General features: G+C 73.0%; 20 protein-coding genes. 7 read left to right on the forward strand and 13 right to left on the reverse strand.

Translation table 11 applies throughout. From position 1 onward, the window contains the following. Window positions 1–15: 15 nt before the first annotated feature. The 5 genes from QQS16_RS07215 to QQS16_RS07235 all read right to left on the reverse strand — a co-directional run bounded on the left by QQS16_RS07215 (window position 16) and on the right by QQS16_RS07235 (window position 8,146). Entirely contained in the window at window positions 16–1,434 is a 1,419-nt protein-coding gene (locus QQS16_RS07215) for a hypothetical protein (RefSeq protein WP_286060780.1), read from the reverse strand. Beyond that, a complete protein-coding gene (pelF, locus tag QQS16_RS07220; RefSeq protein ID WP_286060781.1) occupies window positions 1,431–2,939 on the reverse strand; it encodes a GT4 family glycosyltransferase PelF in 1,509 nt (502 codons plus the stop codon). The genes QQS16_RS07215 and pelF overlap by 4 nt, the downstream gene beginning before the upstream one ends. Before the next feature lie 97 nt (window positions 2,940–3,036). After that, window positions 3,037–5,166 (reverse strand): hypothetical protein, encoded by a 2,130-nt coding sequence (locus QQS16_RS07225; protein ID WP_286060782.1) that lies wholly within the window; start codon window positions 5,164–5,166, stop codon window positions 3,037–3,039. 408 nt (window positions 5,167–5,574) lie between these two features. Continuing rightward, window positions 5,575–6,102 (reverse strand): hypothetical protein, encoded by a 528-nt coding sequence (locus QQS16_RS07230; protein WP_286060783.1) that lies wholly within the window; start codon window positions 6,100–6,102, stop codon window positions 5,575–5,577. A gap of 607 nt (window positions 6,103–6,709) precedes the next feature. Next, window positions 6,710–8,146, reverse strand: a complete 1,437-nt coding sequence (locus QQS16_RS07235; RefSeq protein WP_286060784.1) for an alpha/beta hydrolase family protein — start codon at window positions 8,144–8,146, stop codon at window positions 6,710–6,712. A 270-nt stretch (window positions 8,147–8,416) separates the two neighbouring features. On the opposite strand from QQS16_RS07235, the gene QQS16_RS07240 reads away from it, so the two are divergent. The 3 genes from QQS16_RS07240 to QQS16_RS07250 all read left to right on the forward strand — a co-directional run bounded on the left by QQS16_RS07240 (window position 8,417) and on the right by QQS16_RS07250 (window position 12,243). After that, window positions 8,417–9,388 carry an ABC transporter substrate-binding protein gene (locus QQS16_RS07240; RefSeq protein ID WP_286060785.1) on the forward strand — a complete coding sequence of 324 codons (972 nt, stop codon included), beginning with the start codon at window positions 8,417–8,419 and terminating at the stop codon, window positions 9,386–9,388. A 280-nt stretch (window positions 9,389–9,668) separates the two neighbouring features. Continuing rightward, window positions 9,669–10,691, forward strand: coding sequence for a DNA-directed RNA polymerase subunit alpha (locus tag QQS16_RS07245; RefSeq protein ID WP_286060786.1), 1,023 nt, complete (start codon window positions 9,669–9,671; stop codon window positions 10,689–10,691). Window positions 10,692–11,049: 358 nt separating this feature from the next. Then, complete coding sequence (locus QQS16_RS07250) at window positions 11,050–12,243, forward strand: PP2C family protein-serine/threonine phosphatase (RefSeq protein WP_286060787.1); 1,194 nt, start codon at window positions 11,050–11,052, stop codon at window positions 12,241–12,243. Between the two features lie 133 nt (window positions 12,244–12,376). Here QQS16_RS07250 and QQS16_RS07255 read toward each other — a convergent pair whose 3' ends face one another. Next, a complete protein-coding gene (locus QQS16_RS07255; protein WP_286060788.1) occupies window positions 12,377–12,781 on the reverse strand; it encodes a hypothetical protein in 405 nt (134 codons plus the stop codon). A gap of 67 nt (window positions 12,782–12,848) precedes the next feature. On the opposite strand from QQS16_RS07255, the gene QQS16_RS07260 reads away from it, so the two are divergent. Continuing rightward, on the forward strand, window positions 12,849–14,234 hold the full coding sequence (locus tag QQS16_RS07260; protein WP_286060789.1) for an MFS transporter: 1,386 nt from the start codon (window positions 12,849–12,851) through the stop codon (window positions 14,232–14,234). Between the two features lie 48 nt (window positions 14,235–14,282). Here the strand turns inward: QQS16_RS07260 and QQS16_RS07265 are convergent, their stop codons facing one another. From QQS16_RS07265 to lnt, 4 genes are all read right to left on the reverse strand, one after another. Then, window positions 14,283–16,289: a helix-turn-helix domain-containing protein gene (locus tag QQS16_RS07265; RefSeq protein ID WP_502963891.1), complete on the reverse strand. Its 2,007-nt coding sequence runs from the start codon at window positions 16,287–16,289 to the stop codon at window positions 14,283–14,285. A gap of 202 nt (window positions 16,290–16,491) precedes the next feature. Next, a complete protein-coding gene (locus tag QQS16_RS07270) occupies window positions 16,492–17,292 on the reverse strand; it encodes a 3-hydroxybutyrate dehydrogenase (protein WP_286060791.1) in 801 nt (266 codons plus the stop codon). A 54-nt stretch (window positions 17,293–17,346) separates the two neighbouring features. Beyond that, window positions 17,347–17,826, reverse strand: coding sequence for an NUDIX hydrolase (locus tag QQS16_RS07275; RefSeq protein WP_286060792.1), 480 nt, complete (start codon window positions 17,824–17,826; stop codon window positions 17,347–17,349). 68 nt (window positions 17,827–17,894) lie between these two features. Beyond that, on the reverse strand, window positions 17,895–19,505 hold the full coding sequence (gene lnt, locus QQS16_RS07280; RefSeq protein WP_286060793.1) for an apolipoprotein N-acyltransferase: 1,611 nt from the start codon (window positions 19,503–19,505) through the stop codon (window positions 17,895–17,897). A 218-nt stretch (window positions 19,506–19,723) separates the two neighbouring features. On the opposite strand from lnt, the gene QQS16_RS07285 reads away from it, so the two are divergent. After that, window positions 19,724–20,794 carry an O-antigen ligase family protein gene (locus QQS16_RS07285; protein ID WP_286060794.1) on the forward strand — a complete coding sequence of 357 codons (1,071 nt, stop codon included), beginning with the start codon at window positions 19,724–19,726 and terminating at the stop codon, window positions 20,792–20,794. Between the two features lie 46 nt (window positions 20,795–20,840). Here the strand turns inward: QQS16_RS07285 and QQS16_RS07290 are convergent, their stop codons facing one another. Further along, window positions 20,841–21,377 (reverse strand): hypothetical protein, encoded by a 537-nt coding sequence (locus QQS16_RS07290; protein ID WP_286060795.1) that lies wholly within the window; start codon window positions 21,375–21,377, stop codon window positions 20,841–20,843. Window positions 21,378–21,446: 69 nt separating this feature from the next. Continuing rightward, entirely contained in the window at window positions 21,447–22,232 is a 786-nt protein-coding gene (locus QQS16_RS07295; RefSeq protein WP_286060796.1) for a glutamate racemase, read from the reverse strand. A 57-nt stretch (window positions 22,233–22,289) separates the two neighbouring features. Here QQS16_RS07295 and QQS16_RS07300 point away from each other — a divergent pair, with 57 nt between their 5' ends. Then, window positions 22,290–23,468, forward strand: a complete 1,179-nt coding sequence (locus QQS16_RS07300) for a glycosyltransferase (protein ID WP_286060797.1) — start codon at window positions 22,290–22,292, stop codon at window positions 23,466–23,468. A gap of 4 nt (window positions 23,469–23,472) precedes the next feature. Here QQS16_RS07300 and QQS16_RS07305 read toward each other — a convergent pair whose 3' ends face one another. Continuing rightward, the gene (locus tag QQS16_RS07305) at window positions 23,473–24,741 is read right to left on the reverse strand and encodes a TerD family protein (protein ID WP_286066241.1); all 1,269 of its coding nucleotides are present in this window, start codon (window positions 24,739–24,741) and stop codon (window positions 23,473–23,475) included. Between the two features lie 297 nt (window positions 24,742–25,038). On the opposite strand from QQS16_RS07305, the gene QQS16_RS07310 reads away from it, so the two are divergent. After that, window positions 25,039–25,488 carry a DUF6643 family protein gene (locus QQS16_RS07310; RefSeq protein WP_286060798.1) on the forward strand — a complete coding sequence of 150 codons (450 nt, stop codon included), beginning with the start codon at window positions 25,039–25,041 and terminating at the stop codon, window positions 25,486–25,488. The last annotated feature ends 29 nt before the right edge of the window (window positions 25,489–25,517 follow it).

The raw sequence follows: 25,517 nt of genomic DNA on the forward strand, positions 1-25,517 counted from the left end.
TCTGCGGTGGGCACGTCAGACGTGCGGGGCGGGCCGTCCCAGGAGCCACAGCGCGCACCCCGCCAGACACAGCGCCGCCGCGCCGCAGCACAGCGGCAGCGCCGACGGGCCGGGGGGCAGGTTCAGCACGGTGACCGCCCCGGCGCCGCCCGCGGCGGCGAGGGTGATCAATGCCGACGGCCAGGCCGCACCGAAGGCCTGGAGCAGCAGCGCGGTCCACAGCGCCGCCGCGAGCAGCAGCAGGGCGGCCGGCTCCGCGCCGGTGAGCAGGGCCGCGGGCAGCAGCGGTAGGAGGTAGACGCACAGGCAGAGGCCGAGGATCCCGGCCGAGCGGAGCAGGAACCGGGCGGGCGTGGCGGTGGCGCGCAGCGCGGCGACCGACAGCCCGCGGTAGCGGTACAGCAGCCACTCCGCCGGGCCCATGCTCACGGTCAGCACGATCACCGCGTACGGCTCCTCCCGCCCCTCCAGCAGCACCAGCACGCCCGCCGCCAGTCCGAACAGGCCGTACGGCAGGGACCAGCGCAGGCGCGGGCGGGCGGCGCCGGGCACGGGCGGGACGGCGACAACGGTCCACAGGACCCGCCCGGTGACGGCGAGGGTGGCCAGCAGCGCCAGCAGCGGCAGCCCGGCCCGCGGCAGGGAGCCCGGCTCCCACCACGGCAGGACGGCGGCACCGGCGACCAGCGGGCTGAGCGCGGCCAGCAGCAGCCGTTCGCGCCCCAGCACCAGCAGGACGCCCGCCGCCGCGAGGTACGCCGACTGCGCGGCCGCCACCAGCGTCACCGGGCCGGCCTCGGCGGGCAGCGCGGCGACCGCGGTGGCGACCGCCGCTCCGAGGGGCGCGCCGACCAGGAGGGTACGGCCCGCTTCCCGCCGTCCGGTCGCCAGCCGCAGGTGGGCGCGGTGGCCCAGTGCCTGGCCCCAGGCCCAGGAGACGAGTCCCGCCACGATCAGGGCCGGGGCGTGACCGCCCGCGTCCCACAGGGGCGCGGTCAGCAGGTAGGCGAGTCCCGGGAGGGCGAACAGCACGCCCCGCAGGAGACAGCGCACGGTGTCCGGGCGCCACGGGTCGGCCGTCGGGGCGGGCTCCGGGAAGGTGCGCGGCACCCGCTCGTACAGCGCGGAGGCGAGCGAGAACAGGTTCGGGTGGCCGTACCGCTCCTTGATCAGGGAGGCGGACAGGCCCTCCGCCTCCAGCAGCGCGGCCACCTCGTAGGGGTGGACGGCGGGGCCGACGCGGTCGGCGAGTTCGGCGGCGAGTTCGCTGACCGCCTCCTCGTCGGGGCCGCGCCGGGGCATCCGGATGGCGAGCGTGCTGTCGTCCAGGGCCCAGCGGGGCCGGCGGCGCGCGGGGCGGGGTGGTTCCGCGAGCCGCAGTGCCAGCGTGTCCTGTTCGCAACCGCCCGGTTCGAGCGATATCGGGCCGCTCATCCGGCCACCGTGCTCACCGGCGCGAGCGCCTGTGGCGTGGCCGGGACGGGCGTCGACCGCCGTGTCCGGGTGGGCAGTTCGAGGTAGATGGCGCGGAACGTGTCGATGGTCTGGCGCAGGGTGAACTGCTCGATCACCCGCAGCCGTGCCGCCTCGCCCATCGTCCGGCGGCGCTCGGGGTCGCGCAGCAGGTCCAGCGCTGCCGCGGCCATCGCGGCCGGATCGCGCGGCGGCACCACCAGTCCGGTGTCGCCGACGGCCTCGCGCACGCCGCCCACATCGGTGGAGACGGTCGCCCGCCCGCACGACATGGCCTCGATCAGGGTGAACGGGAAGCCCTCGCTGATGCTGGACAGCATCACGACATTGCCGGCCGCGTAGGCGTCCTTGATGTCGTCGACGCGGCCCTCGAAGGTGACGGCGTCCGCGTGTCCGAGTGCGGCGGCCAGCGCCGCGCACCGGTCCCGGTAGGCCTCTCCGCCGCGTGGTGTCCCGCCGAACAACCGCAGCCGGGTGTGCGGGAGTCGAGCCCGTACCAGCGAGAAGGCGCGGATCAGGGTCTCCAGGTCCTTGATGGGGTCGACCCGGCCCGCCCAGCTGAGGGTGGGTGCCTGCGGCTCGGGTCCGGCCGGCGGGAACGCGGCCGGGTCCACGCCGTTGTAGACCGTGCGGATCGACTCCGGGTCGGCGCCGCCCTGTTCCTCCCACAGCCGGTTGTAGCGGTTGCCCGGCGTGATCAGGGCCGCCCGGCGGTAGCTCTCCTCCGCCAGCAGCCGGAAGAACCCGAGCATGACGGCCTTCACCGGCCAGCGGTACGGGGCGGTGCGGTACCCGAGGTAGCGCTCGCGCAGATAGACGCCGTGCTCGGTCAGCAGCAGCGGCACGCCGTGCCGTTCGAGCGCGGCGAGGCCGGGCAGCACCGCGACCCCTCCACTGACGGCGTGCGCCACCCCGTCCTGCGGTGTCGGCGCGGCCAGCGGGCGCAGCGCGTGTTCCAGCAGAGCGGTGGCGGTGAGGGCGTCGTGCAGGGTGGGCCGGGCCTCGCGCACGGCCCGGCCCGGCCGGTTCCACACATCGGCCAGGATCGCGACGGCCCGGTCGCCGCGCAGGAACGGGCTCAGCGCCCCGTCCGCCGCGGCCCGCGCCATGGCGTACAGGGCGGGCGCGAACCCCTCCTCGGCGCGGGGATCGACCAGCGCGGTCAGGAACCGCTCGTAGGCGGCGGCGAGTCGGTTACGGGCCCGCCCGCGGGGCGCACGGCCCTCGGGCGGGTCGCCCCACATGGGGACGGACAGCAGGTGCGAGACATGGGCGGGCAGGTCCCAGACGACGGGTTCGCGTCCCGTGCCGGTGACGGCGATGACGTCGAAGTCGATGTCGGGCATGCCCTGGACGAGTTGGTCGCACCAGACGCTCACGCCGCCGTGACTGTGCGGGTAGGTGCCTTCGGTGAGCAGGGTGACGCGCGTCACGCCGGGGCGTCGCGCGCCGTGGGGAACGTGCATCGGTGTGCTCCACGGCCGGGGTGTGGGGTGGTTCGTACGGGTCCCGGCCGCCGTCGGGCGGCCGGGACCTTCGAGCGGTCCCTGGGTCGGTGTGCCCTCAGCTGCCCGCGGTGTACGGAACCGGCTCGGTCACGCCCGCGGGGACACGGGTGTCCGGCGCGGGCTCGGTGGCCGGGGCGGTTTCGGCGGTGCCGGCCGCCGGGGCGGCGGCGGACGCCGGCAGGGTGAGACTCAGTGGGGTGCCCGCCGAGGGCGTCCAGCCGGACACCTGGCCCGCGTAGGGCGCGCCGAAGGCGGCGCCGGCCAGGGTGGTGCCGGCGGGCGCGGTCGCCGGCACGGTCAGCCCGTCCGGCGCCGCGACGGTCACCTCGGCACCGATGCGGTAGGCGCTGACCTCGCCGGCCCGCAGGGCGGCCTGCCAGGCGGCCCTGCGCCGGAGTTCGGTGCCGATGTCCTTCATCCGCGGGTTCACCACGGGGGTGTTGTCCGCGAAGAGGGTGCCGTAGCCGTCCAGGACACCGCTCAGCACCGGGTAGGCGATGCGGTCCTCGGCCAGGTTGGACTGGTGGATGAAGTGCGGCCTGGGGTCGTTGGACAGCACGTGCCCGAGCGCGATCCGGGTCTCCAGCGGGACGATGTGCTCGGCGTAGCCGGTGGCGGTGTCCAGCGGCGCCGCGAGACACGTCGTGGTGGCCGGGTTGTCCTCGCAGACGCCGCTGCCGCCCTGGGCGCGGCTCGTGTAGATCCAGTTGTACTCGTCGACCTGCTCGGCCGCCCGGCCCGCGTTGTAGAAGACGTTCATCGGGTAGCGGGGGACGGTGGTGGCCGTGCCGACCCGGCGCTGGACGGGCTCGCGGGAGTTGTCCGAGCCGAGCCAGGAGATGTCGTTGTCCTCGAGGGCGAGCGCCAGGTTGGGGTTGTCCTCGGACTGCTGCGGCAGCACCTTCGTGCCGGAGTGCTCACCGGTGACCAACTCGTCGTTCTCCAGCGGGAGTCCGGCCAACTGTCCCCATACGCGGTTGGTGGCGATCTCGTCGGAGATCTCGGTGCGGCTGACCCAGCGGGTGCTGCCGTCGGCGTGGGTGGAGCATGTCCAGGGGACGGTCGTGGTGTCCTGCACGCAGCCGAGGAAGGGGTGCGAGTAGGTGTGGTTGATCCAGCGGAACCGGTTGCGGTCCGCGATCAGCTTGTCCGCGAGGGCGTCGGCGCCGTTGTTGTCCTGGCGGTGGTCGACGCTGCCGGCGCCGTTGTAGGCGAAGTCGAGGGTGAAGTCGTGGCTGTCCTGCCAGGCGGTGGCGTGGTCGACGTCCGCGGGCGTCATCCGGATCGGGTCGGGCGTGGCGTCGGGATCCGTGCAGTCGACGTCGCCGGGTGTGCAGTTGAGGGTGGTGTTCCAGCGGTCGTCGGCGGCGAACACGTCGTCCACGTGCACCGCGAAGTAGTTGCGGGAGGCGCCGAGGTGGACCCCGCCGGTCATCCACTCCACGATGCCGCGGGCCAGCAGCCGGAACTGCTGCTGGTACTGGTTGTAGACGAACGTGACGACGAGTTCGCGCCGCCCGTCGTGCCGGTACTCGCCCACCAGGGAGCCCCGCGCCGACCGCCCGGGGATCGGGGCGTCGACGTACGACGTGAAGTCGGCGCCCGGCGCGGGTGTCGACAGGTAGGCGTAACTCTCGCCCACGGCCGGGTCGTTGTCCTCGAAGGGCACCGCGCCGTCGAGGTAGCCGAAGGGGCCCGCCCGGCCGGCGGAGGTCACCGAGGCCCGCACCCCGTCCACGCCGCCGGCGTAGCCGCCGTGCACCGGGTAGTGCAGACCCGCCTCCGGACGCGCGTAGGTGTAGGCGTCGACCTGGGGGATCGCGTACGTCCGCTCGTAGGCCGCGAGCGCCGCCATCTCCGTCGAACCGGCCGCGAACGGGTTGTCGTTGGGCAGGACGACGGCCTGGAACTTCGCGCGCGGGCGGCCGTCCGCAGTGTCCGCGAGGAAGCCGGCGTCGATCACGGGCCGGTCGGCACGCGTGAGGTCGATCTCGGTGTACGGCGTTCCGGCCGCGTCCAGTTCCGCCGCGATGGCGTCGGTGGACGGACCGCCGTCGCTCACCACCAGCACGCGCAGGTCGATGCGGGGCGTGGTGTCGGCGGCGTGGGCCGCGCCGGCCGGCAGGCCGAGTGCGACGACGAGCGCGCCCACCGTCAGCGCCGTCGTGCGTATGCTCCGCTTCATGCGGTGAAGTCCCCTCCCCGGGCAGGGGTGAGCACGGCTCCCATGGAGCGCGTGCACCCCCTCGCGTGACGCCGACATCCCCCTCAGAAGCCAGTCGCCGACGCGTCCGTCGCGTCACATAGTGATGCAGGTGTGTAGCTTTCGTGGTCATGCTGCGAAACATGACGGAAAAGCGCAGGTGTCCAACTGGTCGTCCAGGGAACCGGATCGGGCGCCTTTCCGTCGCGGTGACACGGGTGACCCGATGGGCGGAAGGGCCCCGAGTGCTGGTGGCCCCGGGACGCGCGCACCGGCGGACCGCTGGGATCCGCCGGGCGCGGCGCCGAGGCTGTCCATCGTGATGTGCGCCTGGTCACAGGCTGGTTTTAGGTCACCGGCACCATGGTCGACCGGGTTGCCGACGGATCGTCAGGCGCAGAGCACGCGCGTCTCCGGCGTGTAGACCGGTCCGCCGCTGGCGCTCGTACGGTCGCTGAACTCGGCGTAGTAGTACGAGTAGAAGCCGATGTTTCCGTTGCAGCCGGAGTCGGCGGCGACCTGGAGCGTCAGCGTGACGGTGCGGCTCTGGCCGGGTGGGACGGTGGCGCCGTAGTTGGTGCCGAGATCGGCGGGGCCGGTCCCGGCGCAGGGGGTGGGGCCGGCGGCCGTGGCCAGGCTGCACCCGGTGAAGCCGTACTTCAGGTCGGGGCGCTGGGTGGTCAGCCACGTCGGTTCGATCGTCTGGTACACGAACCAGATGTCGTAGGTCTTGTTGTTGGTGATCGTCATCGACAGGTTCACCGTGCCGCCGGGCGTGGTGGTGGCGCTGTCGGTGGTGAACGTCAGTTCGGCCGGTGCCGGGTCGGCCGCGCTCGCGGCGGGGGCCAGGCCGAACACGGCGAGGACGAGGGCGAGGACGGCGCCGAGGCCGAGACGTCTCATGAGTGGTGATCGCATGGCCTGGGAGGCTAGGCAGGCGGCGAACGGACCGTCTGCCCGACCGGGGCGCGCGCGACCTCGCCCGGCCGGAAGTGTGCGTCGCGTGAAGATCACGTGAGGAAGAGGTGGGGCGGGCGGAGAACCCTGTCCACGCACGGTGACGCGTGGGTGACGCGGTGGTTCGCCCGGGCCGGTGATGCCGGCGCGCCTGTCGATGGCACGGATGACATTGGCGCGTATCGGATCCAGGGCGCCGCTCTCCCGTCGGCACGGGGTGCGGAGGTTCTCGGCCGACCGCCGGTTTCCGGCCCGGCCCCGGACGCCCTACGGACCCGTGGGTGAGCGGGAGCCGAGGGCGTGCCCACGGCGGGCGCGCGGTGTCGGCCCCGGTGTGCGCGTCGGCCCCGGCGGGTGGCATGAGCGCCGGGGGTGGCATCGGTCTCGGTACGGGGCGCCGATCCTGGTCCGTGGCTCAGCCCCGGTGCGGAGCGCTGATCCCGGTGCGTCAAGCCCGCCGGTGCCCCGGCGGGCGGACGCGGGTCGGTCCCGGACGCGGATCAGTCCCGGACGCGGGTCGGTCCCGGACGCGGGTCGGTCCCGGACGCGGGTCGGTCCCGGACGCGGATCAGCCGCGGGGGCGGTCGCCCGGGTGGGCGAGGTCGTAGGGACGCGGGTAGGCGGCGGGGCGGTACGGGCCGTATCGGGCGGGGGTGGTGGGATCGGCCTCGGCGGCGCGGGCGTTGAGGGCGCCGGCGCCGGTGGCCTTCCAGCGCCCGGTGTCGATGCGGTCCTCCACGGCGTGCAGGGCGGCGATCTGCTCGGCGGGGCTGAAGGTGCAGTGGCCGGCGTTCTCCACATAGGCCTGGCGCAGCAGGGGGGCCGAGCCGGCGGCGGCGACCGCACGGCGCAGCGCGCTCTCGGCCTGGACGGGGATGAGGCCGTCTCCGGTGGTGTGGACGGCCAGTTGGGGCTTGACCAGCCTGCCGGTGAAGGAACTGGTGGCGGCCATCTTCTCGACGGCGGCTGGATCGGCCTTGATCCGGGGCGTCCGGTTGAGGACCGTGAGGTCCGCCTTCAGTGACAGCCCGGCCTTGGCGTAGAGCGCGGTGACCTCCTTGTGGAGCGGGGAGCGGTGGAGCATGGCGGCGTAGTCGACCCCGGTGTTCCAGGACATGTTGCCGCCCACGCGGCTCTCCGCCTCCTGGCGCCAGGAGAAGGCGGGGTTGAGCACCAGGCCCATGATCCCCTGGTACTGGTTGGCCTGCTGACCGTCCCAGTCGGCGGGTGCGGGGCGGGGCTGGGCGGGGTTGTTCCAGCCGGGGATGTCGTGCAGCGCGGCGGCCAGCGCGATGCGGGCCCGGCCGGTGCTCGTGGCCTGCGCCCCGGTGACGGCGGTGGACAGGGTCCGTGCCGCCGCAGCGGCCTCGCTCTGGCTGCCCAGCCCTGTCAGCCTGATGCCGGAGTCCGGTGCGAGCAGCGCCTTCAGGGCGAAGACCGCGTCGAGGGTGCTGTTCCAGTTCGCGACGCCGCCCTGCACCAGGCCGCACATGGACAGCGAACCGTCGATGCGCTCGGGGTGGCGCTCGGCGATGGCGGTCGTGACCAGGCCGCCGTACGAGGTCCCCCAGGCGATCGTCTCGCGGGCGGGGCCGAAGCGGCCGGTGAAGGCGTCGAGGGTGGCGAGCTGGTCCGGCACCGCGTCGGACACGGCCCAGCCGGTGCCGGCGTAGGAAGAGCCGATGAGTGCGTAACCCGCGTCCAGGAGCAGGGACGTGGTGGCTTCGTCGGGGCCGTTCTGGGCGGGGTTGGACGATCCGGCCGGGCGGTAGCCGTGGCTGTAGAGCAGGACGGTTCCGTTCCAGCGTGCGGGGACGTCCATCAGATAGGCGGCGCCGGACGGCAGAGTGCCTTCGACACGGGTGACGGAGTCGGAGGCGGGGGCGGGAGCGGAGGCATGGGCGGCCGGAGCGACGGGGGCGCCGGAGAGCAGCAGGGCCGTCAGGGCGATGAGGGCTCGGGTCCTGGTACGGGGCCTGGTACGGGTACTGGTGCGGGTGGTCACGGCGGAGCTCCTTCTCAGGTTTCCCGGTGGGGCGGGCCCGGAGCAGTCGCGACCGCAGCTGTCCGGAGTACTGACAGCGCGAAGGTAGGTGTGTAGATTTCAGCCGTCAATAAACTGCACAACATCCGCAACCCCCTGTCCGCTGAAGCGAGTTCGGCGTACGGCGCCGAAGTGCCTGCTCAGGTTCGTGGTTCCCGTCCGGCTGGTTCGGGCGTCGCGGCCTGTTCCCCCCTCACTTCGTCCACCGGTGCTTTCCTTCAGGAGGAGCCCATGCAAAGGCGCGTTCCAGGGCTTGCCGCAGTACTGCTCACGGTCGCCGCCGCGGCCGGGTGCGGATCGTCGGACTCGGGGGCGAGCGGTACGTCGTCCTCGGGCGGGACCACCACGGTCAAGGTCGGCATCATCCCGATCGTCGACGTGGCCCCGCTCTATCTGGGGCAGAAGAAGGGGTTCTTCAGCAGCCGGGGCATCGAACTGGAGATGGTGAGCGCCCAGGGCGGGGCGGCGATCATCCCCGGGGTGGTGCGCGGGCAGTTCCAGTTCGGGTTCAGCAACACCACGTCACTGATGGTGGCCCAGGTCAAGGGAGTGCCGGTCCGGTCCGTGGTCAACGGCGCCGCCTCCAACGGCAAGGTCGGGGCGGACGTCACCGGGGTCGCCGTCAAGAAGGACAGCCCGGTCAAGTCGGCCAGGGACCTCGCCGGACGCACGGTCGCGGTGAACACCCTGCAGAACATCGGGGACACCACGGTGCGCGAGTCGGTCCGGCAGGCCGGCGGCGACCCCTCGAAGGTCGAGTTCGTGGAGATACCGTTCGACCAGATGCCCGCCGCGCTGGACGGCGGCCGGGTGGACGCCGCCTGGATGGGCGAGCCCTCGATGACGGTCGCCAAGGCACAGGGCGCCCGCGTCGTGGCCTCACCGTTCGCCGAGACGGACCCACGGCTCACCGTCGCCACGTACTTCACCTCGGCCCAGGTCGAGAAACAGAACCCCGGCCTGGTCAAGGACTTCGCCGCGGCCATGACCGAGTCGCTGCGGTACGCCACCGACCACCCGGACGAGGCCCGCCAGATCCTCACCACCTACACCAAGATCAGCGGCGATGTCCTGAAGAGGCTCACCCTGCCCGGCTGGCCACCGGACATCGACCTGCCCTCCCTGCGGAAACTGGCCTCCCTCAGTGAGAAGGACGGCCTCTTCGGGGACGAGAAGCCCGACCTGGACGCCCTGTTCTCCTGAAACCGGCACCGCCGTTCTCCCGACGGCACCGGCCTCGCGCCGGACGCCGGGGAACCGCCGGGGCGATGCGGACGGCGACGCGGAGGGCGCGCCCTCCCCGGATTCCGGCACAGGCACGCCATCGGGAACGAACGCTGAATCCCATCCCGTGAGGCCGTCGGGTCGCGGCGCCGTGCACCACGCGAACGTGCGGTGCCGCACCGGGGACCGTATGGCCCGTACCCTTCATGGTGTCTACGGCGTCACATAGCGGGCGCCAAACCACTGGAGGCAACACCCCGTGCTGATTGCTCAGCGTCCGTCCCTGACCGAAGAGGTCGTCGACGAGTTCCGCTCCCGGTTCGTGATCGAGCCGCTGGAGCCGGGCTTCGGCTACACCCTCGGCAACTCCCTGCGTCGTACGCTCCTCTCCTCGATCCCGGGTGCGGCGGTCACGTCCATCCGTATCGACGGTGTCCTGCACGAGTTCACCACCGTGCCGGGCGTCAAGGAGGACGTCACCGACCTGATCCTCAACATCAAGCAGCTGGTCGTCTCCTCGGAGCACGACGAGCCGGTCGTGATGTACCTGCGCAAGCAGGGCCCGGGTCTGGTCACCGCCGCCGACATCGCGCCCCCGGCCGGTGTCGAGGTGCACAACCCCGACCTCGTCCTGGCCACGCTCAACGGCAAGGGCAAGCTGGAGATGGAGCTGACGGTCGAGCGCGGCCGCGGTTACGTCTCCGCCGTGCAGAACAAGCAGGTGGGCCAGGAGATCGGCCGTATCCCGGTCGACTCCATCTACAGCCCGGTGCTGAAGGTCACGTACAAGGTCGAGGCGACCCGTGTCGAGCAGCGCACCGACTTCGACAAGCTGATCGTCGACGTCGAGACCAAGCAGGCCATGCGTCCCCGTGACGCCATGGCGTCCGCCGGCAAGACCCTGGTGGAGCTGTTCGGTCTGGCGCGCGAGCTCAACATCGACGCCGAGGGCATCGACATGGGCCCGTCCCCCACGGACGCCGCCCTCGCCGCCGACCTGGTCCTGCCGATCGAGGACCTCGACCTCACCGTCCGGTCCTACAACTGCCTCAAGCGCGAGGGCGTCCACTCGGTGGGCGAGCTCGTGGCCCGTTCCGAGGCGGACCTGCTGGACATCCGCAACTTCGGCGCGAAGTCCATCGACGAGGTCAAGGCGAAGCTCGCCGGCATGGGTCTGGGCCTCAAGGACAGCCCGCCCGGATTCGACCCCGCCGCCGCCGCCGACGCCCTCGGCGCCGACGACGACGCGAACTCGGGCTTCGTGGAGACCGAGCAGTACTGACCACCCCGCTGCACCGGACACAGCGACACTTCGCCGGGGAGGGACTGGAGAAAACATCCACGCCCTTCCCGGCCGGCCGGGCGTCCTCGGACTGCTCGCCGAAGCCCTGGTCCGGTGCAGCACGCACCACCAGGCCGGCAGCCGCGTGCGTCGCCCGCCCCGCCGCCGGCAGCGGAACCCGTTGCGGCGGACGGGGCGCGGCGGCCGTCGCCCCGCCGACCGCGGGGGACGGTCCGCCCGACGGACCCGTGACCTCCTCGAAACCGATCTGCCCACTGCCCTGACCAGGCAAAATGGGCAGATCAGGTGATGTCGCGCGGGCTCGGGGAAGAAGGTCGGCAACCGACGGGAGGTTGCTGTGAAGGGTGGAGATCTGGAACTGGGCGTGTTGCTGGCCGCCGCGGAAGCGGCCCCGCCCGGTGAGTCGGTCGACGTGGTGGCACTCGACTTGCAGAAGCGGTTCGGTGCCCAGGGCGTGTCGTTCCTGTTCGTCGACCTCATCGGTCAGCGGCTGGTACGGCTCGCCGCGGCCGGCGGTCCGGCCGCCGGTCAGGACGAGCCGATCGATCTGCGCGGCAGCGTCTACGACGGCGTTCTGCGCAGCCTGCGCCAGCATGTGGAACCGGACGGCCAGGGCGGCCGGCGCATCCTCACGCCGGTCGTCAACCGCGGCGACTGCATCGGCGTACTGGAGGTGACTCTCCAGTACGCCGATGACACCGTGCTCCGACAGGTCCGCGACGCGGCCCACGCACTGGCGTACATCATCGTCACGGACAGCCGCTTCACCGACCTGTACCACCTGCGCCGGCGCACCACCGAGACCAGCCTGGCGGCGGAGATCCAGCACCAGCTGCTGCCCTCGGCCCCCTGCTGCGAGGCAGACCAGTTCACCCTGGCCGCCGGACTGGTCCCGGCCGACGACATCAGCGGCGACACCTACGACTACACGCTCGACCGCGACACCCTGCACCTGTCGATCACCGACGCCATGGGCCACGACACGGACTCCGCCCTGTTGGCCACCTTGCTGGTCGGCGCACTGCGGCGGGCCCGCCGCAGCGGCTGTGACGCCCTCAAGCAGGCCCGCCACGCCCACGAGGCCCTGCTGAGCCACAACCGCGGCCTGGCCACCGGACTGCTCCTGTGCGTCGACCTCGGAACGGGACTGTGCGAACTGGTCAACGCCGGCCATCCCAGGCCGCTGCGGCTGCGTGACGACGCCGTCGAAGAGGTGCGGCTCGCCGCCAACCTGCCCTTCGGTGTGGCGGCACCCACCCCCTACCGCCTACAGGAACTGCACCTGCGTCCCGGGGACCGCCTGGTCCTGCTCACCGACGGCATGCAGGAGCGCGGTGCCGCGGCCGTCGACCTGGCCTCGGTCGTCCGCGACACCCGCGCGCTGCACCCGAGAGAAGCCGTCCGCGGCCTGACCTCCGCGGTGCTCGACGCCTGCCACGGCAGCCTCAAGGACGACGCCACGGTCGTGATACTGGACTGGCACGGCAATCGCAGCCGCCCGGCCGAATCCGGACCCGCCCAGCAGCCATGAGGGTGGGTGAGGGTGGGTGACTGCGATTGCTGTGGGCTGCCCAGCGGGGTTGCCGTCAGCGCGACCAGCCCCACCACGGCCGACACCGGCATCGCCGGCCGGGTACCGAGCAGGCCGGCCGTCATGCCGAGGATCACCATGCCGGACGGCAGCGCGAGGCCGATCCTGGTGCTCGGATCGCGTCCGGCTCCCACGACTCCCACAGCCTGCTGACAAGCCCGAGGTACTCGCTGGCTCGGACGTAGCGCTCGTCGTGCTCGTGAAGCTTGTCGAGGCCGAAGTTCCGCGCCGCCCGGTCCTCGCCCGACGTCATGAACCGACGGAGATTGCGCTCCAGGTAGTCGATGCCCTGGACGACGCCGCCGAGCTCCACCATCGCCGTCTCGTGGCGCGAGCGGTTCCCGAAGTCGGCGTTGATCGCCTCCTCGATGGCGCTGCGCCGGGCGATCAGCGCCGCCTTGAAGGCTCCGGCCAGGCCGTCATGGTGGCGGCACGCACCTCTGCACCCAGAACTATGGTGCCCCACCACATGTGCCACTGACCTGCGGATTCCTACGGTATGGCGACACGCACACGTCCCCGCCGACCGCTTGGAAGTGGTACCGATGTCCTCCCCCGCGACCGCCGCCCCACCCCCCGCCAGCCTCAAGCGCATCGTCGCCGCCAGCCTCATCGGCACCACCATCGAGTGGTACGACTTCTTCCTCTACGGCTCCGCGGCCGCCCTGGTCTTCAACCAGCTGTTCTTCCCGGACTCGGATCCGCTCGTCGGCACCCTGCTGTCGTTCCTGACGTACGCCGTCGGATTCGCCGCCCGTCCGCTCGGTGCCCTGGTCTTCGGGCACTACGGCGACCGGCTCGGCCGGAAGAAACTGCTGGTGCTGAGCTTGCTGCTGATGGGCGGGGCGACCTTCGCGATCGGCCTGCTGCCCACGCACGCCACCATCGGCACCGCCGCTCCGGTGCTGCTGACCGTGCTACGGCTCGTGCAGGGCTTCGCGCTCGGCGGCGAGTGGGGCGGGGCCGTGCTGCTGGTGTCCGAACACGGGGACGCGCGTCGGCGCGGCTTCTGGGCCTCGTGGCCGCAGACCGGCGCGCCCGCGGGGCAGCTCCTGGCCACCGGCGTGCTGTCCCTGCTGACCGCCGTCCTGTCGGACAGCGCGTTCAACAGCTGGGGCTGGCGGATCCCGTTCCTGCTCTCCGGCGTACTGGTGATCGTCGGTTTGTGGATTCGGCTGTCCGTCGACGAATCGCCGGTGTTCAAGCAGGCCTTGGCGCAGGCCGAGGCCCGCAAGGCGACGCACACCGCCGAGGCCGAGAAGCTGCCGCTCGTCGCCGTGCTGAAGCACCACTGGCGGGACGTACTGGTGGCGATGGGCGCCCGCATGGCGGAGAACATCAGCTACTACGTCATCACCGCGTTCATCCTCGTCTACGCCACCACGTCGGCCGGCGTCTCCAAGCAGACCGCGCTCAACGCGGTGCTGATCGCGTCGGCCGTGCACTTCGCCGTGATCCCGGCCTGGGGTGCCCTGTCGGACCGCGTCGGCCGGCGTCCCGTGTATCTGCTGGGCGCGGTCGGCGTCGGCCTGTGGATGTTCCCGTTCTTCGCGCTCATCGACACCGGCGGCTTCGGCAACCTGCTCCTCGCCGTGACCGTCGGGCTGGTCATGCACGGAGCGATGTACGCGCCCCAGGCCGCCTTCTTCTCGGAGATGTTCTCGACCCGGATGCGCTACTCCGGAGCCTCCATCGGCGCCCAGTTCGCCTCCGTCGCGGCGGGCGCTCCGGCTCCCCTGATCGCCACCGCCCTGCTGGCCGACTACGGCAGCTCCACCCCGATCGCGCTGTACGTCATCGCCGCGGCCGTCCTGACCGTCGTCGCCGTGGGTGTGGCCAAGGAGACCCGCCACCGGGACCTGTCCGACATCGAGCCGTCCGCCGACGCGCCGCCCGCGACGGCCCCGGCGGCGGACGCGCGCACCGTCTGAGCCGTCAACGGAACCTCCCCGGCCCCCGTACGTCCGTGCGTACGGGGGTCAGTGGCGTCCCGCCCCCGACAACCGGTGGAGTCTGAGCGCGAGTTGTATCTCCAGGGCCCTGGCGGGACTCTGCCAGTCGTCACCGAGGAGACGGCCGACACGCTCCAGCCGCTGGGCGACCGTGTTCACATGGACATGCAGCGCGTCCTTGGTGCGGGCGGGGCTCATCCCGCTCGCGAAGTAGGCGTCGAGGGTGCGCACCAGATCGGTGCCGCGCCGTTCGTCGTACGCGACCACCTGGCCGATCGTGCGGTGGACGAAGCCGGTGATGTCCCGGTCCCCCGCGAGCAGCAGCCCGAGGAAACCGAAGTCCTCGGCGGCGGCCCCGTCGCCGGAGCGGCCCAGCAGCCTCAGGGCGTCCAGGCAGCGTCGGCCCTCCTCGTAGGCGCCGGCCACCGCGTCCGGCCGGGTGACCAGCTTCTCGACGGGGGCGGAGGCGCCGACGGTGACCGGCTCGTGCACGGCGGTGCCGAGATGGCGGGCCGTGCGACGGGCCACCTCCGTCGCGGTGTCGCCCGGCTCCAGCGGCAGCAGCAGCACGGTGCCGCCGTCGCGGGCGGCGGCCAGACCCCGCCGGGTGGCGGCGAGGTGCGAGGCCGCGGACCACAGACGCCTGCGGGCGTCCGCCTCGTGGTCGGCGTCGGCGGCGGCGGCGTCGAGCCGGGCGGCGAGCACCACATGGGTGGCGTCCAGGTCGGCCTGCAACCGGGACGCGCGCTCGCGCAGCAGCCGGGAGTCGCGGTCCCGGGCGTCCAGCAGGTCGTCCAGCAGCTCGCCCCGCACCCGCTGTTCGGCCTCGGCGGCGGAGCGTCTGGCGAGCAGCAGCAGCGAGGTGACCATGGCGGCGCGCTCCAGGGTGCGCTGGTCGACGGGATCGAGCCCTGGATGGCCGCGCAGCACCAGCGCGCCGAGCAGCTCACCGCCGGCGGCCACCGCGGCGATCCAGTCGTCCCCGTGCCGCACGGCGTGGCCCTCCGCGCGGGACGCCTCCAGCGCCTGCGCTGGCGCGGCGACGGCCTCGGTGAACTCGACCGTGCCGTCCAGGACCTCGGACACCGCGGCGGCCACGTCATGGACCTGACCGCCGCGCAGGACGAGTTCGGCGAGCCGGTCATGAACGTCCGACGCGCGCTCGATGACCCCGCTGCGGTCCTGGATGATCTCGTTGGCGCGCTCCAGGCCGGCCAGGGCGGAGCGGGTCTCGGTGAGGAGGTTCGCGGTGTCGATGGCGGCCGCGGCCAGCGCGGCGAACGAGCCGAGCAGCGCGATCTGCTCCCGCTCGAAGACCCGGGCCCGCCGGTCCGCCGCGAACAGCACCCCGATCACGTGCTGCCCCAGCATCAGCGGCACTCCGAGGATGGCGACCAGGCCCTCGTCGCGTACGCCCGCGTCGATGGCGCGGGTGTGCCGGAAGCGGTCGTCCTTGAAGTAGTCGTCGGTGACGTACGGCCGGGCGGTCTGGGCGACGAGGCCGCCGAGTCCCTCGCCCATCCCGAGGCGCAGCTGCTGGAAACGGGCCGCGACCGAGCCCTCGGTGACCCGCATGTAGGTGTCGCCCCGCGCCGGGTCGTTCAGGCTGAGGTAGGCGATGTCCGTGCCGAGCAGCGACCGGGCGCGCTGCACGATCGCCTGGAGGACCGCGTCCAGGTCGCGCAGCCCGGCCAGGTCGTGGGCGGTCTCGAAGAGGGCGGACAGCTCCGCCTCCCGGCGACGCCGCCCCTCCAGTTCCGAGCGCACCCGCAGCGCGAGCGGCTTGGCCCGCTCCAGTGCGGCGATCTCCTCGGCCGGCCGGCCTTCGGCACGGGCGACCAGCACCGGCTGCTCATAGGCCTCGGCGGACGCTCCCCGGGCCAGCAGCTCCAGGAACGGCGCCTCGGCGGCGCCGGGCGCCGGGGAGGCAGCGGTCTCGTCCACGACCGACGAGGCGGGCGTCGACCCGCTCCCGGGCACCGGCGCGGCGCCCGCGCCGTCAGGGGCCGGCGCCCCGGGACCCTCGCTCGGCATGCCTGCGGCCGGTGCTCCGGCGACACCGACGGCACCGGTGACACCGGTGACGCCGGACACTCCGGCCGCACCGGCGGCTCCGGCGGCTCCGGCTCGTTCGGTGGACTGCACGTGATCGCGGGACATGCTCACAGGATTCACCATCGCCCGGCCGCCCGTTCCACCCTGTGGAAAACTCCGCGGGCGACCCGGGCCCGGCCGCTCAGTGCGCGGTCCAGCCGCCGTCGAGGACGAGCGAGGTGCCGGTCATGAAGGAGGCCTGCGGGCTGCAGAGATACGCCACGGCCTCGGCGACCTCCTCCGGTTCGATCAGCCGCTTCACGGCGCTGTCCTGCAGCAGCACCTCGGACAGCACGCGTTCCTCCGGGATCCCGTGCGCCTCGGCCTGGTCCGCGAGCTGCTTCTCGACCAGTGGTGTGCGCACATAGGCCGGGTTCACACAGTTCGAGGTGACCCCATGGGGCGCTCCTTCGAGGGCCGCCGTCTTGGACAGCCCCTCCAGGCCATGCTTGGCGGCCACGTACGCCGACTTGTACGCGGAGGCACGCAGCCCGTGCACGGACGACACGTTCACGATCCGGCCCCACCCCTGCCCGTACATGTGGGGCAGCGCACCGCGGATGAGCCGGAAGGGCGCCTCCAGCATCACGGTGAGCACGGTGTGGAAGACGTCCGGGGGGAACTCCTCGATGGGCCGAACCAGTTGCAGTCCGGCGTTGTTGACGAGGACGTCGGTGCCCGCGGCGGCGAGTTCGGCGGCGTCCAGGTCGGTGAGGTCGAGCACCCGCGCGTCGACGGTGCCCGCGAGCCCGCGGCCCTGCTCGACGAGGGTCTCCAGACCGGCGGCGTCCCGGTCGACCGCTCTCACCTTCGCCCCGGCGGCGGCGAGCCGCAGCGCGCAGGCGCGGCCGATGCCGCCGGCCGCACCGGTGACGAGGGCGGTGCGGCCACCGAGGTCGAGCATGGGGGCGTGGGGTCCCGGGAGGGCACTGCGAGCAGTCATGCCCCGACCCTAGGCAGCATCCGGCTCCCGCCCCATGTGGTCAGCACCCACACTTCACTCGACACTCGTAGGTTCGAACCATGTGGGGTCGTCCGACAGGGCCTGTTTGATCCGCAGCAACGCGAACTCGTTGAGCTCGGGCAGGGCGTCCACGGCGAACCAGCCCACCTCCAGCGACTCGTCGTCGTTGACCCGCGCCTCCCCGTCGACGGCCCGGCAGCGGAAGTTGATGTCCATGTACTGGCACACGTCGCCGTTCTCGTAGGTGACGGGTCGGAGCGCCTGGACGGCGATCACCCGCTCCACCTCGCAGCGCACCCCTGTCTCCTCCTCGACCTCCCGCACGGCGCAGGTCGCCGGCTGCTCGCCCGGTTCGGGGATACCCCCGATCAGCGACCATTTGCGGGTGTCGGAGCGCCGGTTGAGCAGCACTCTGCCCTCGTCGTCGAGTACGACGGCGCTGACGCCGGGCAGCCACAGCGACTCGTGGCCGATGGACGTCCGCAGTGAACGGATGAAGTCAGGAGTAGCCATGGCCCCGACTCTAATGGGCGATCTTCGGCGCCCTCACGCCCTTCCCAGGGCGTGCGACGGGCGTACGGCTACACGTCACCGGCGCGCCGGGCGCGCAGGCCGGCGCCGATGGCCCAGCCCAGTCCGCCCGCGGCGACCAGCACCAGAGCGATCTCCGGCGCGATGCCCAGCCGGGTGGCGGGCGTCTGCGAGGAGCGCAGCGGGACCTTCTGGACCAGCGAGTCGGCCACGAACATGCCGGTCCGCTGTGTGATCCGCCCGCCCGGCATGATGATCGCGCTGACGCCGCTGGTCACCGGGACGGTGACGGTCCGGCTGTGCTCGACCGCGCGCACCCGGGACATGGCGAGCTGCTGGTAGGTCATCTCGCTGCGGTCGAAGGTGGCGTTGTTGCTGGGCACGGAGATCAGCTGGGCACCGTCGGTGACCTCGGAGCGCACGGCCCAGTCGAAGGCGGCCTCGTAGCAGGTGACCAGACCGACCTTGGCGCCGTCCATGGTGAACACGCCCGGCTCGCTGCCCCGGCTGAAGTCCTGGCGGACCATGGAGGTCCACTCGCTGTTGATCGCGCCGATGAGCGAGCGCAGCGGGAGGTACTCGCCGAAGGGCTGGATCTGCCGCTTGTCGTAGGTGTCGACGGGGCCCTCGACCGGGTCCCACAGGATCTGCTCGTTGTAGAGCCTGCCGTCGCGCCCGACGACACCGCCGACCGAGATGGGCACGCCGATCGCCTGGGCCGCCTCGTCGATGACGGCGCGCGCGTCGGGGTTGGCGAACGGGTCGATGTCGGAGGAGTTCTCGGGCCACAGCACGAAGTCGGGCTGGGCGACCTTGCCGGCCTTGACCTCGGCGGCCAGCCGCAGCGTCTCCCGCGCGTGGTAGTCGAGGACGGCCCGCCGCTGGGCGTTGAAGTCCAGACCGGCGCGGGGCACATTGCCCTGGATGAGCGCGACGGTCACGCTGCCGTCCTCGGCCTCGTCGCTCACCAGCGGCCGGGCGGCCACCGCGCCCAGCACGGGCACCGCCACGCTCAGCAGGGCGACGGCCGCCGCCGACCGCCGTACGGCCTGGGTGCGCCGTGCCGCAAGGGCCAGCCGCACGACCTCGCAGAGGCCGAAGCCGCACAGGACGACGGCGAAACCGAGGACCGGGGTGCCGCCCACCGCGGCGAGCGGCAGGAAGACGCCGTCCGCCTGCCCGAACGCGATCTTGCCCCAGGGGAAGCCGTTGAAGGGCGCACGCGCGCGTGCCGCCTCTCCGGCGATCCACACAGCCGCCGCCCACACCGGCCAGCCGGGCAGCTTCGAGACCGCGGCGACGCCCGCGCCGACCAGGGCCACGAAGACCGCCTCGATGACGACCAGCGCCAGCCAGGGCCCCGGGCCGACCTCCACGCCGGTCCACACCAGCAGCGGCAGCAGGAAGCCGAGACCGAAGAGGTAGCCGAGACCGAGGCCCGCCTTCCAGCCGCGCCCGCGCAGCACCCACCCGAGGACGGCGAAGGCCGGCAGGGCCAGCCACCACAGGGAGCGGGGCGGGAAACTGACGTAGAGCAGCACTCCGGAGAGCGCGGCGGCGGCGAACGGAACCAGTCGCAGGAGCCGCGCCCCGCGCGATACGGACGCGCTCGGCGGCCTCACCTGGTCCGACTCGTCCACAGAGGTTGCGGTGACGGTCACTGTGGGAGTGTACGGCCGCCCGCCTCGACGCCGACAGCGCGGTCCGTCCCGCCCGAGGCACGCACGTCGGCCGCGACGTTCCCGCGCATCTCGGCCCCACATGTCCACAAACCGCCCATCAGCCGTTACGGTGTGCCCCAGTCTGTGTCGTACGGGCCGGTAACACGCGGCGCGAACGGGGCGACACGGGTCGGGGGCGACCGGGTTCGGGGGGCGGGATGGGTTCCACGGGGATGACGTCGGCGGCCGGCGCGGAGGCCGCGGCGGACGACGACAGACGAAGCGTCTCCGACGTGTGGGGCGTCGTCATCCTCGGCGCGTGTGCCGCCTGGGCGCTGATCACGGCGGCCGTGCACGACGGCCGCCCGGAGGGAGTACTGCTCGCGCTGCTGGCCGTGGCCGCCGGCTACGCCGCGGGGCGGATCTGCGGGGCGCTGCTGCCGGTCGCCGCGCCGGCTGCCGGGGCCCTGGCCGGGGTCGGCCTCACGGTGGGCCTGCCGCAGCTGTCCCCCGGGCCCGAGATCGTCACGCCGCTCGGGCACGCCGGTGCCACCGCGGCCCTGCTGACCCTGTCCGCCGGCGCCGCGTGCTGCGCCGCCTGGGCCACCGAGTCCGCCGGCCCGCGCCTGGCGCTGCGGGCGCTGGCGGCCGGGATCGCGGTGACCGCGGCCGTGCTGGGCTCGGTCGGCGGGTTCGCCGCCTGTGTCGCGGTGCTGGTGTGCTCGCTCGCCGCGGGCCGGACCCGCCACCGGGGTGCCGGCATCGCCGGACTGGCCCTCACCGCGGCTCTGACGGCAGCCCTGACCTGGGCGGTCGCCGGACGTGTGCTGCCGGACGGGCTCGTCGCCGCCCTGGAGGGCCGGCTCACCCGGCACCGGGTCGGGCTGTGGCACGACGCCCTGCGCCTGGCGCGCGAGGATGCCGCGCTGGGCGTGGGGCCGGGCCGTTTCGGCGAGCTGAGCGGAACGGCGACCCGGACGCTGCTCTCCGACGGCAAACCGCACTCGGCGCCGCTCCAGCAGGCGGCCGAGCAGGGAGTCGTCGGTGTGGCCCTGCTGGCGGCGGCGTTCTGCTGGATCCTGTACGCGCTGTGGCGCACCCGGCGTCCCACGCCGGGTGCGCTCACCGCGGGTGCGGCTCTGACCGCGCTGGCGATGATCGCCTGTGTGGGCAACGCGCTGAGCTTCACGACGGTGTCGGTCGGCGCGGGGCTGCTGGCGGGGCTGGCCACGGCCCGTCCGCTGGCCGGCACGTCGCTCCCGCACGAGACGGCCGTACGCCCGGGGTGACCGACCGGCTCCGTGAGCCCGGTGTGCCGCCGACCGGTCGGGCGCCTCAGCGGGCGGCGCCGGACCGCAGCCGGGCCCTGATGACCCGTACGGCGGCCTCCGCGTCGTCCACGGTGATGGTGAACGTGTGGCCGTCCCACAGGCGCAGGACCACGCCCTCGCCCCGTCGTACGACGACCGCGGTGCCCTTCTCGGGACGCCAGCGGTAGCCCCAGCCGCCCCAGTGGCGGGGGGTGACCAGCGGGTCGAAGTCGGCGCCCGCGACCTGTGCCAGCGGGATGCGGCGGCGGGGCAGGCCCATGTGGCCGCAGCGCACTTCCAGGCACTCCTGGTCGACCTTGATCGCCACGTGCACGAACGCGAGGGTGCCGAAGAGGACCAGCAGCCCCGCCGCGATGCAGCCGACGACGGACATCACGAGCGGGGCGATGCCGGACGTCCACGTGGAGTCGACCGCCAGCTCGATACCGAGTGCCAGGCAGGCGGCCCCGCCGAGCGCCAGCAGCCACTGGAACCGGTTGGAGGCTCGTCCGGTCCAGACATCGGGGTGGGGGGTGTTCTCACCCTGGAGGTGGTCCCTCATCGCTACGAGACTACTCAGGTTTCGCTGTGCCGGTAGGCCGTCGCGGACGGTGACTGGGCCGGGTGGGGGTCAGCGGGCGGGACTGACCGCGTTGAGGAGCCGGCCTTCCTCGTAGGCCAGGGCGGGCTCGGGCAGCGCGCCCTCGCGGCCACTGAGCAGGACGGTGACGGTCCCGTCGGCCGTCGCCCGTGGGGCGGGCTGTTCGCCGAGCCGGCGCAGCGCCTGGGCGGCGACCGCCCCGGCGGAGCCGTGCAGCACGAGCGGGGGGAAGCCGGGGCGCTGCACGGCGGCGCGGATGCGGTCGGAGACCAGCTCGTAGTGGGTGCAGCCGAGGACGACGGTCGTCACGTCGTCGGGGGTCAGCGCCGCCGCCGCGGCGACGGCGGCGTCGATGGCCGCTTCGTCCGCGTGCTCCACCGCCTCCGCGAGGCCGGGGCAGGGCACCTCGGTGACCGCCACGCCGCCGGCGAAGTCCTCGATGAGGCCGCGCTGGTAGGGGCTGCCGGTGGTGGCGGGCGTCGCCCAGATCGCGAAGGGACCGCCGCCGGCCGCGGCCGGCTTGATCGCGGGGACCGTGCCGATGACCGGGATGCCGGGTTCGAGCCGGGCGCGCAGGGCCGGCAGGGCGTGCACGGTGGCGGTGTTGCAGCCGATGATCAGGGCGTCGGGCCGCCGCGCGGCGGCGGCCTCGGCGACGGCGAGGGCACGTCCCGTCAGGTCCTCCGGGGTCCTGGGACCCCAGGGCATGCCGTCGGGGTCCAGGGAGAGCACGAGATCGGCGTCGGGCCGCAGGCGCCGTACCGCGGCGGTGGCCGCCAGCAGACCGATTCCGGAGTCCATGAGCGCGATCTTCACCCCGCCACGATAGACGATGCCCCTTCGCGGGCCGGGGCGGTGGGGCAGACTGCGCGCGTGAGCGCCATCGTGTGGACCGCGGCCGGATCACTCGCCGCCTGGCTGTGGCTGCTGCTCGGCCAGGGCTTCTTCTGGCGTACCGACGTCAGGCTGCCGCCCCGCAGGGATCCGGAGGCGTGGCCGTCCGTCGGTGTCGTGGTGCCGGCCCGCGACGAGGCCGCGGTGCTGCCGGCGAGCCTGCCGTCGTTGCTCGCCCAGGACTACCCCGGGCGGGCCGAGGTCGTCCTCGTCGACGACGGCAGTACGGACGGCACCGGGGCGCTGGCGCGCGAGCTGGCGCACCGGCACGGCGGTCTGCCGCTGACCGTGACCTCGCCCGGCGAGCCGCCCGCGGGCTGGACCGGCAAACTGTGGGCCGTACGGCACGGCATCGGCCTGGCACGCGCGCGTGGACCCGAGTACCTCCTGCTGACGGACGCCGACATCGCCCACGCGCCGGACAGCCTGCGGCAGTTGGTCGCGGCGGCCGGTCCGGGCGGCTTCGACGTCGTCTCCCAGATGGCCCGGCTGCGGGTGGAGAGCCGGTGGGAGCGGCTCGTCGTGCCGGCCTTCGTCTACTTCTTCGCGCAGCTCTACCCGTTCCGCCGGATCGCCCGGAAGGGAGGACGGACGGCCGCCGCGGCGGGCGGCTGCGTGCTGCTGCGCGCCGAGGCCGCCGAACGGGCCCGGATCCCGGACACCATCCGGCACGCCGTCATCGACGACGTGGCGCTCGCGCGGGCCGTCAAGAGCAGTGGCGGGCACATCTGGCTGGGGCTGGCGGAGGGCGTGGACAGCGTCCGTCCGTACCCGCGGCTGCACGACCTGTGGCGGATGGTGTCGCGCAGCGCCTACACGCAGCTGCGGCACAACCCGCTGCTGCTCGCCGGTACGGTGGCCGGGCTCGTGCTGGTGTACCTGGTGCCGCCGCTCGCCCTGATCGCGGGCGTGGCCGCCGGCGGTACGGCGGCCACGGTCCTCGGCGGTACGGCGTGGCTGGTGATGACCGGCACCTACGTCCCGATGCTCCGCTACTACCGGCAGCCCCTGTGGCTCGCTCCCCTGCTGCCGTGCACCGCGTTCCTCTACCTCCTCATGACGGTCGATTCGGCGGTGCGGCACTACAGGGGGCGCGGCGCGGCCTGGAAGGGCCGCACGTACACGCGTCCGGACGCCGTCGTCGGCGAGGAGAGCTGAGCGGTCACTTGCGGCCGGGGGTCCAGTTCATGCCCCATCCGTAGGCGTGGTCGACGGTCCGCTGCGGGCTCACGCCGCGCTCGGGCACCAGGTAACGGGCCTCGCGCTGGACCACCAGGTCGCTGCCGGTGTTGGTGATCAGGGCGAGCGCGCACACCGTCGAGGGAACCGTGCACTCGTCGAGGGAGAAGTCGACCGGGGCGCCGTGCTGCGGCCGGAGGGTGACCGTGGCGTTCAGTTCGGCGAAGGAGCGTGCTCCCGCGTAGATGGTCACGAAGACCAGGACCCGTCGGAAGGCCTGCTTGTGGTCGAGGTTGACGGTGAGGTTCTCGCCGCTGGAGCGGGCGCCGGTGCGGTCGTCGGCGTCGAGGTGGATGTACGGCGGCCGGTGCAGGTCGCCGAAGGCGTTGCCGAGGGCCTGGACGACGCCCTTGCTGCCGTCGGTGAGTTCGTACAGGGCGCACAGGTCGAGGTCCAGGTCGGCGTGCAGGGCGACGGCCCGGCCGAGCTTGCTGCCCCATCCGGAGAACTGCTTGCGCATCTCCCAGTTGAGGTTCACGTGCAGGGCGCCCGAGGTGCCGCCCTGCTTGGTGAGCGAGACGGAGGGGGCCGCCTTCGTGAGCGTCACCTTCGTCAGGCGCACCGGTGCCGCGGGGGGTGCCGGGGGCGGGGGCGGGGGCGGGGGCGGGGGCGGTGCCGCGGTCATCGGAGGCGCGGTGACCGGGGGCGCGCTCGGCTCCGGCGCGGTGTGCTGGGGTTCGTCCACCGTGATGCCGTAGTCCGTGGCGAGGCCCTCCAGTCCGCTGCCGTAGCCCTGGCCCACGGCGCGGAACTTCCAGGCGCCCTGGCGCCGGTAGAACTCGCCGAGCACGAAGGCGGTCTCGACGGTGGCGCCGGGGCTGTCGAAACGGGCGGCCACCGTGTCCCGTCCGGCGTCCCTGACCTCGATGGAGAGGTCGGGGACGGCGGCGAACGTACCGCCGTCGGCGGAGACGGCGAGGACCACCGTCTCGATCGTGGGCTCCAGGCGCGCGAGGTCGACGACGAGCGTGTCGGTCACCCGGCCGCCCGCGTCCCGTTTGCCCTCGTGCCGGACCGCGCCGGAGGCGTGCAACGGCTGGTTGTAGAAGACGAAGTCGCTGCCGGAACGTACCTTTCCGCCCACCAGCAGCAACGCGGAGGCGTCCACGTCGGGCACGCCCGGCCCGGAGCGCCAGCCCAGCTCGACCCGCAGCGCCGTCGTCGGCACCGGAGCGTTGGATCCCTTCGGCATTGACATGTCGCCCCCATCGAGGTGTCGGCGCCAGGCGGGACCCGGCAGTCCCGTCGGGTTGTCTGCCCGCCCAACCTAATTCCCCAGGACACCGGGCGCCCATGAACAGCGCGGGAAGGCGGGTCGCCAACCCCCGGCAATCCGCCGGGAACTCGGCTTTTACATCACAACCATGGGGTGCGACGCCCCTTTTTGCCATGTTCGCTCGCATTGGGGATCCCAGGTCACCGCGGACGCGGAAAACAACCCTCTTATCGGTCTCCCCAACCAGCACATCGTGGGCTTAACTTATGTCCCATGACCTCCCCCCGCTCCACTTATGGCGGCGGCTATTACTCCGCCTCCTTCCCGGACACCCCGATCTACGACTCGCTCGTCGCCGAGCGGGGCACCCCGCAGATCGCTCCGATCCGGGTCCCCGCCGCCTACGACACACCGGGCAGTCACCTGCCCGCGCTGCCGTCGGCACTGCCCGCCCTTCCGGCCGGGCCCTCCCAGCCCTCCTACGGTTACCCGCAGGCCCAGTACCCCGCCCCGCTCCAGCAGGCACCCGCGGCGTACATCCCGCAGCAGGCCGCAGCGCCGCGTGGCTACCAGGGTCAGTACCCCCAGCAGCCGCGCCCCGCGCAGCCGGGCATGGGAACGGGCTACGAGGCCATGCGGCCCGCCGCTCCCCGGCCCGCGCCGGCTCCCTACCAGGACCCGTACGGCAACCAGCAGCAGCAGTACCGCGGCGGCGGCTACTGACACGTCTCCCGGGCTTTCCGTGCCGCCTG

The organism is Streptomyces sp. ALI-76-A, assembly GCF_030287445.1.
GTDB lineage: Bacteria > Actinomycetota > Actinomycetes > Streptomycetales > Streptomycetaceae > Streptomyces.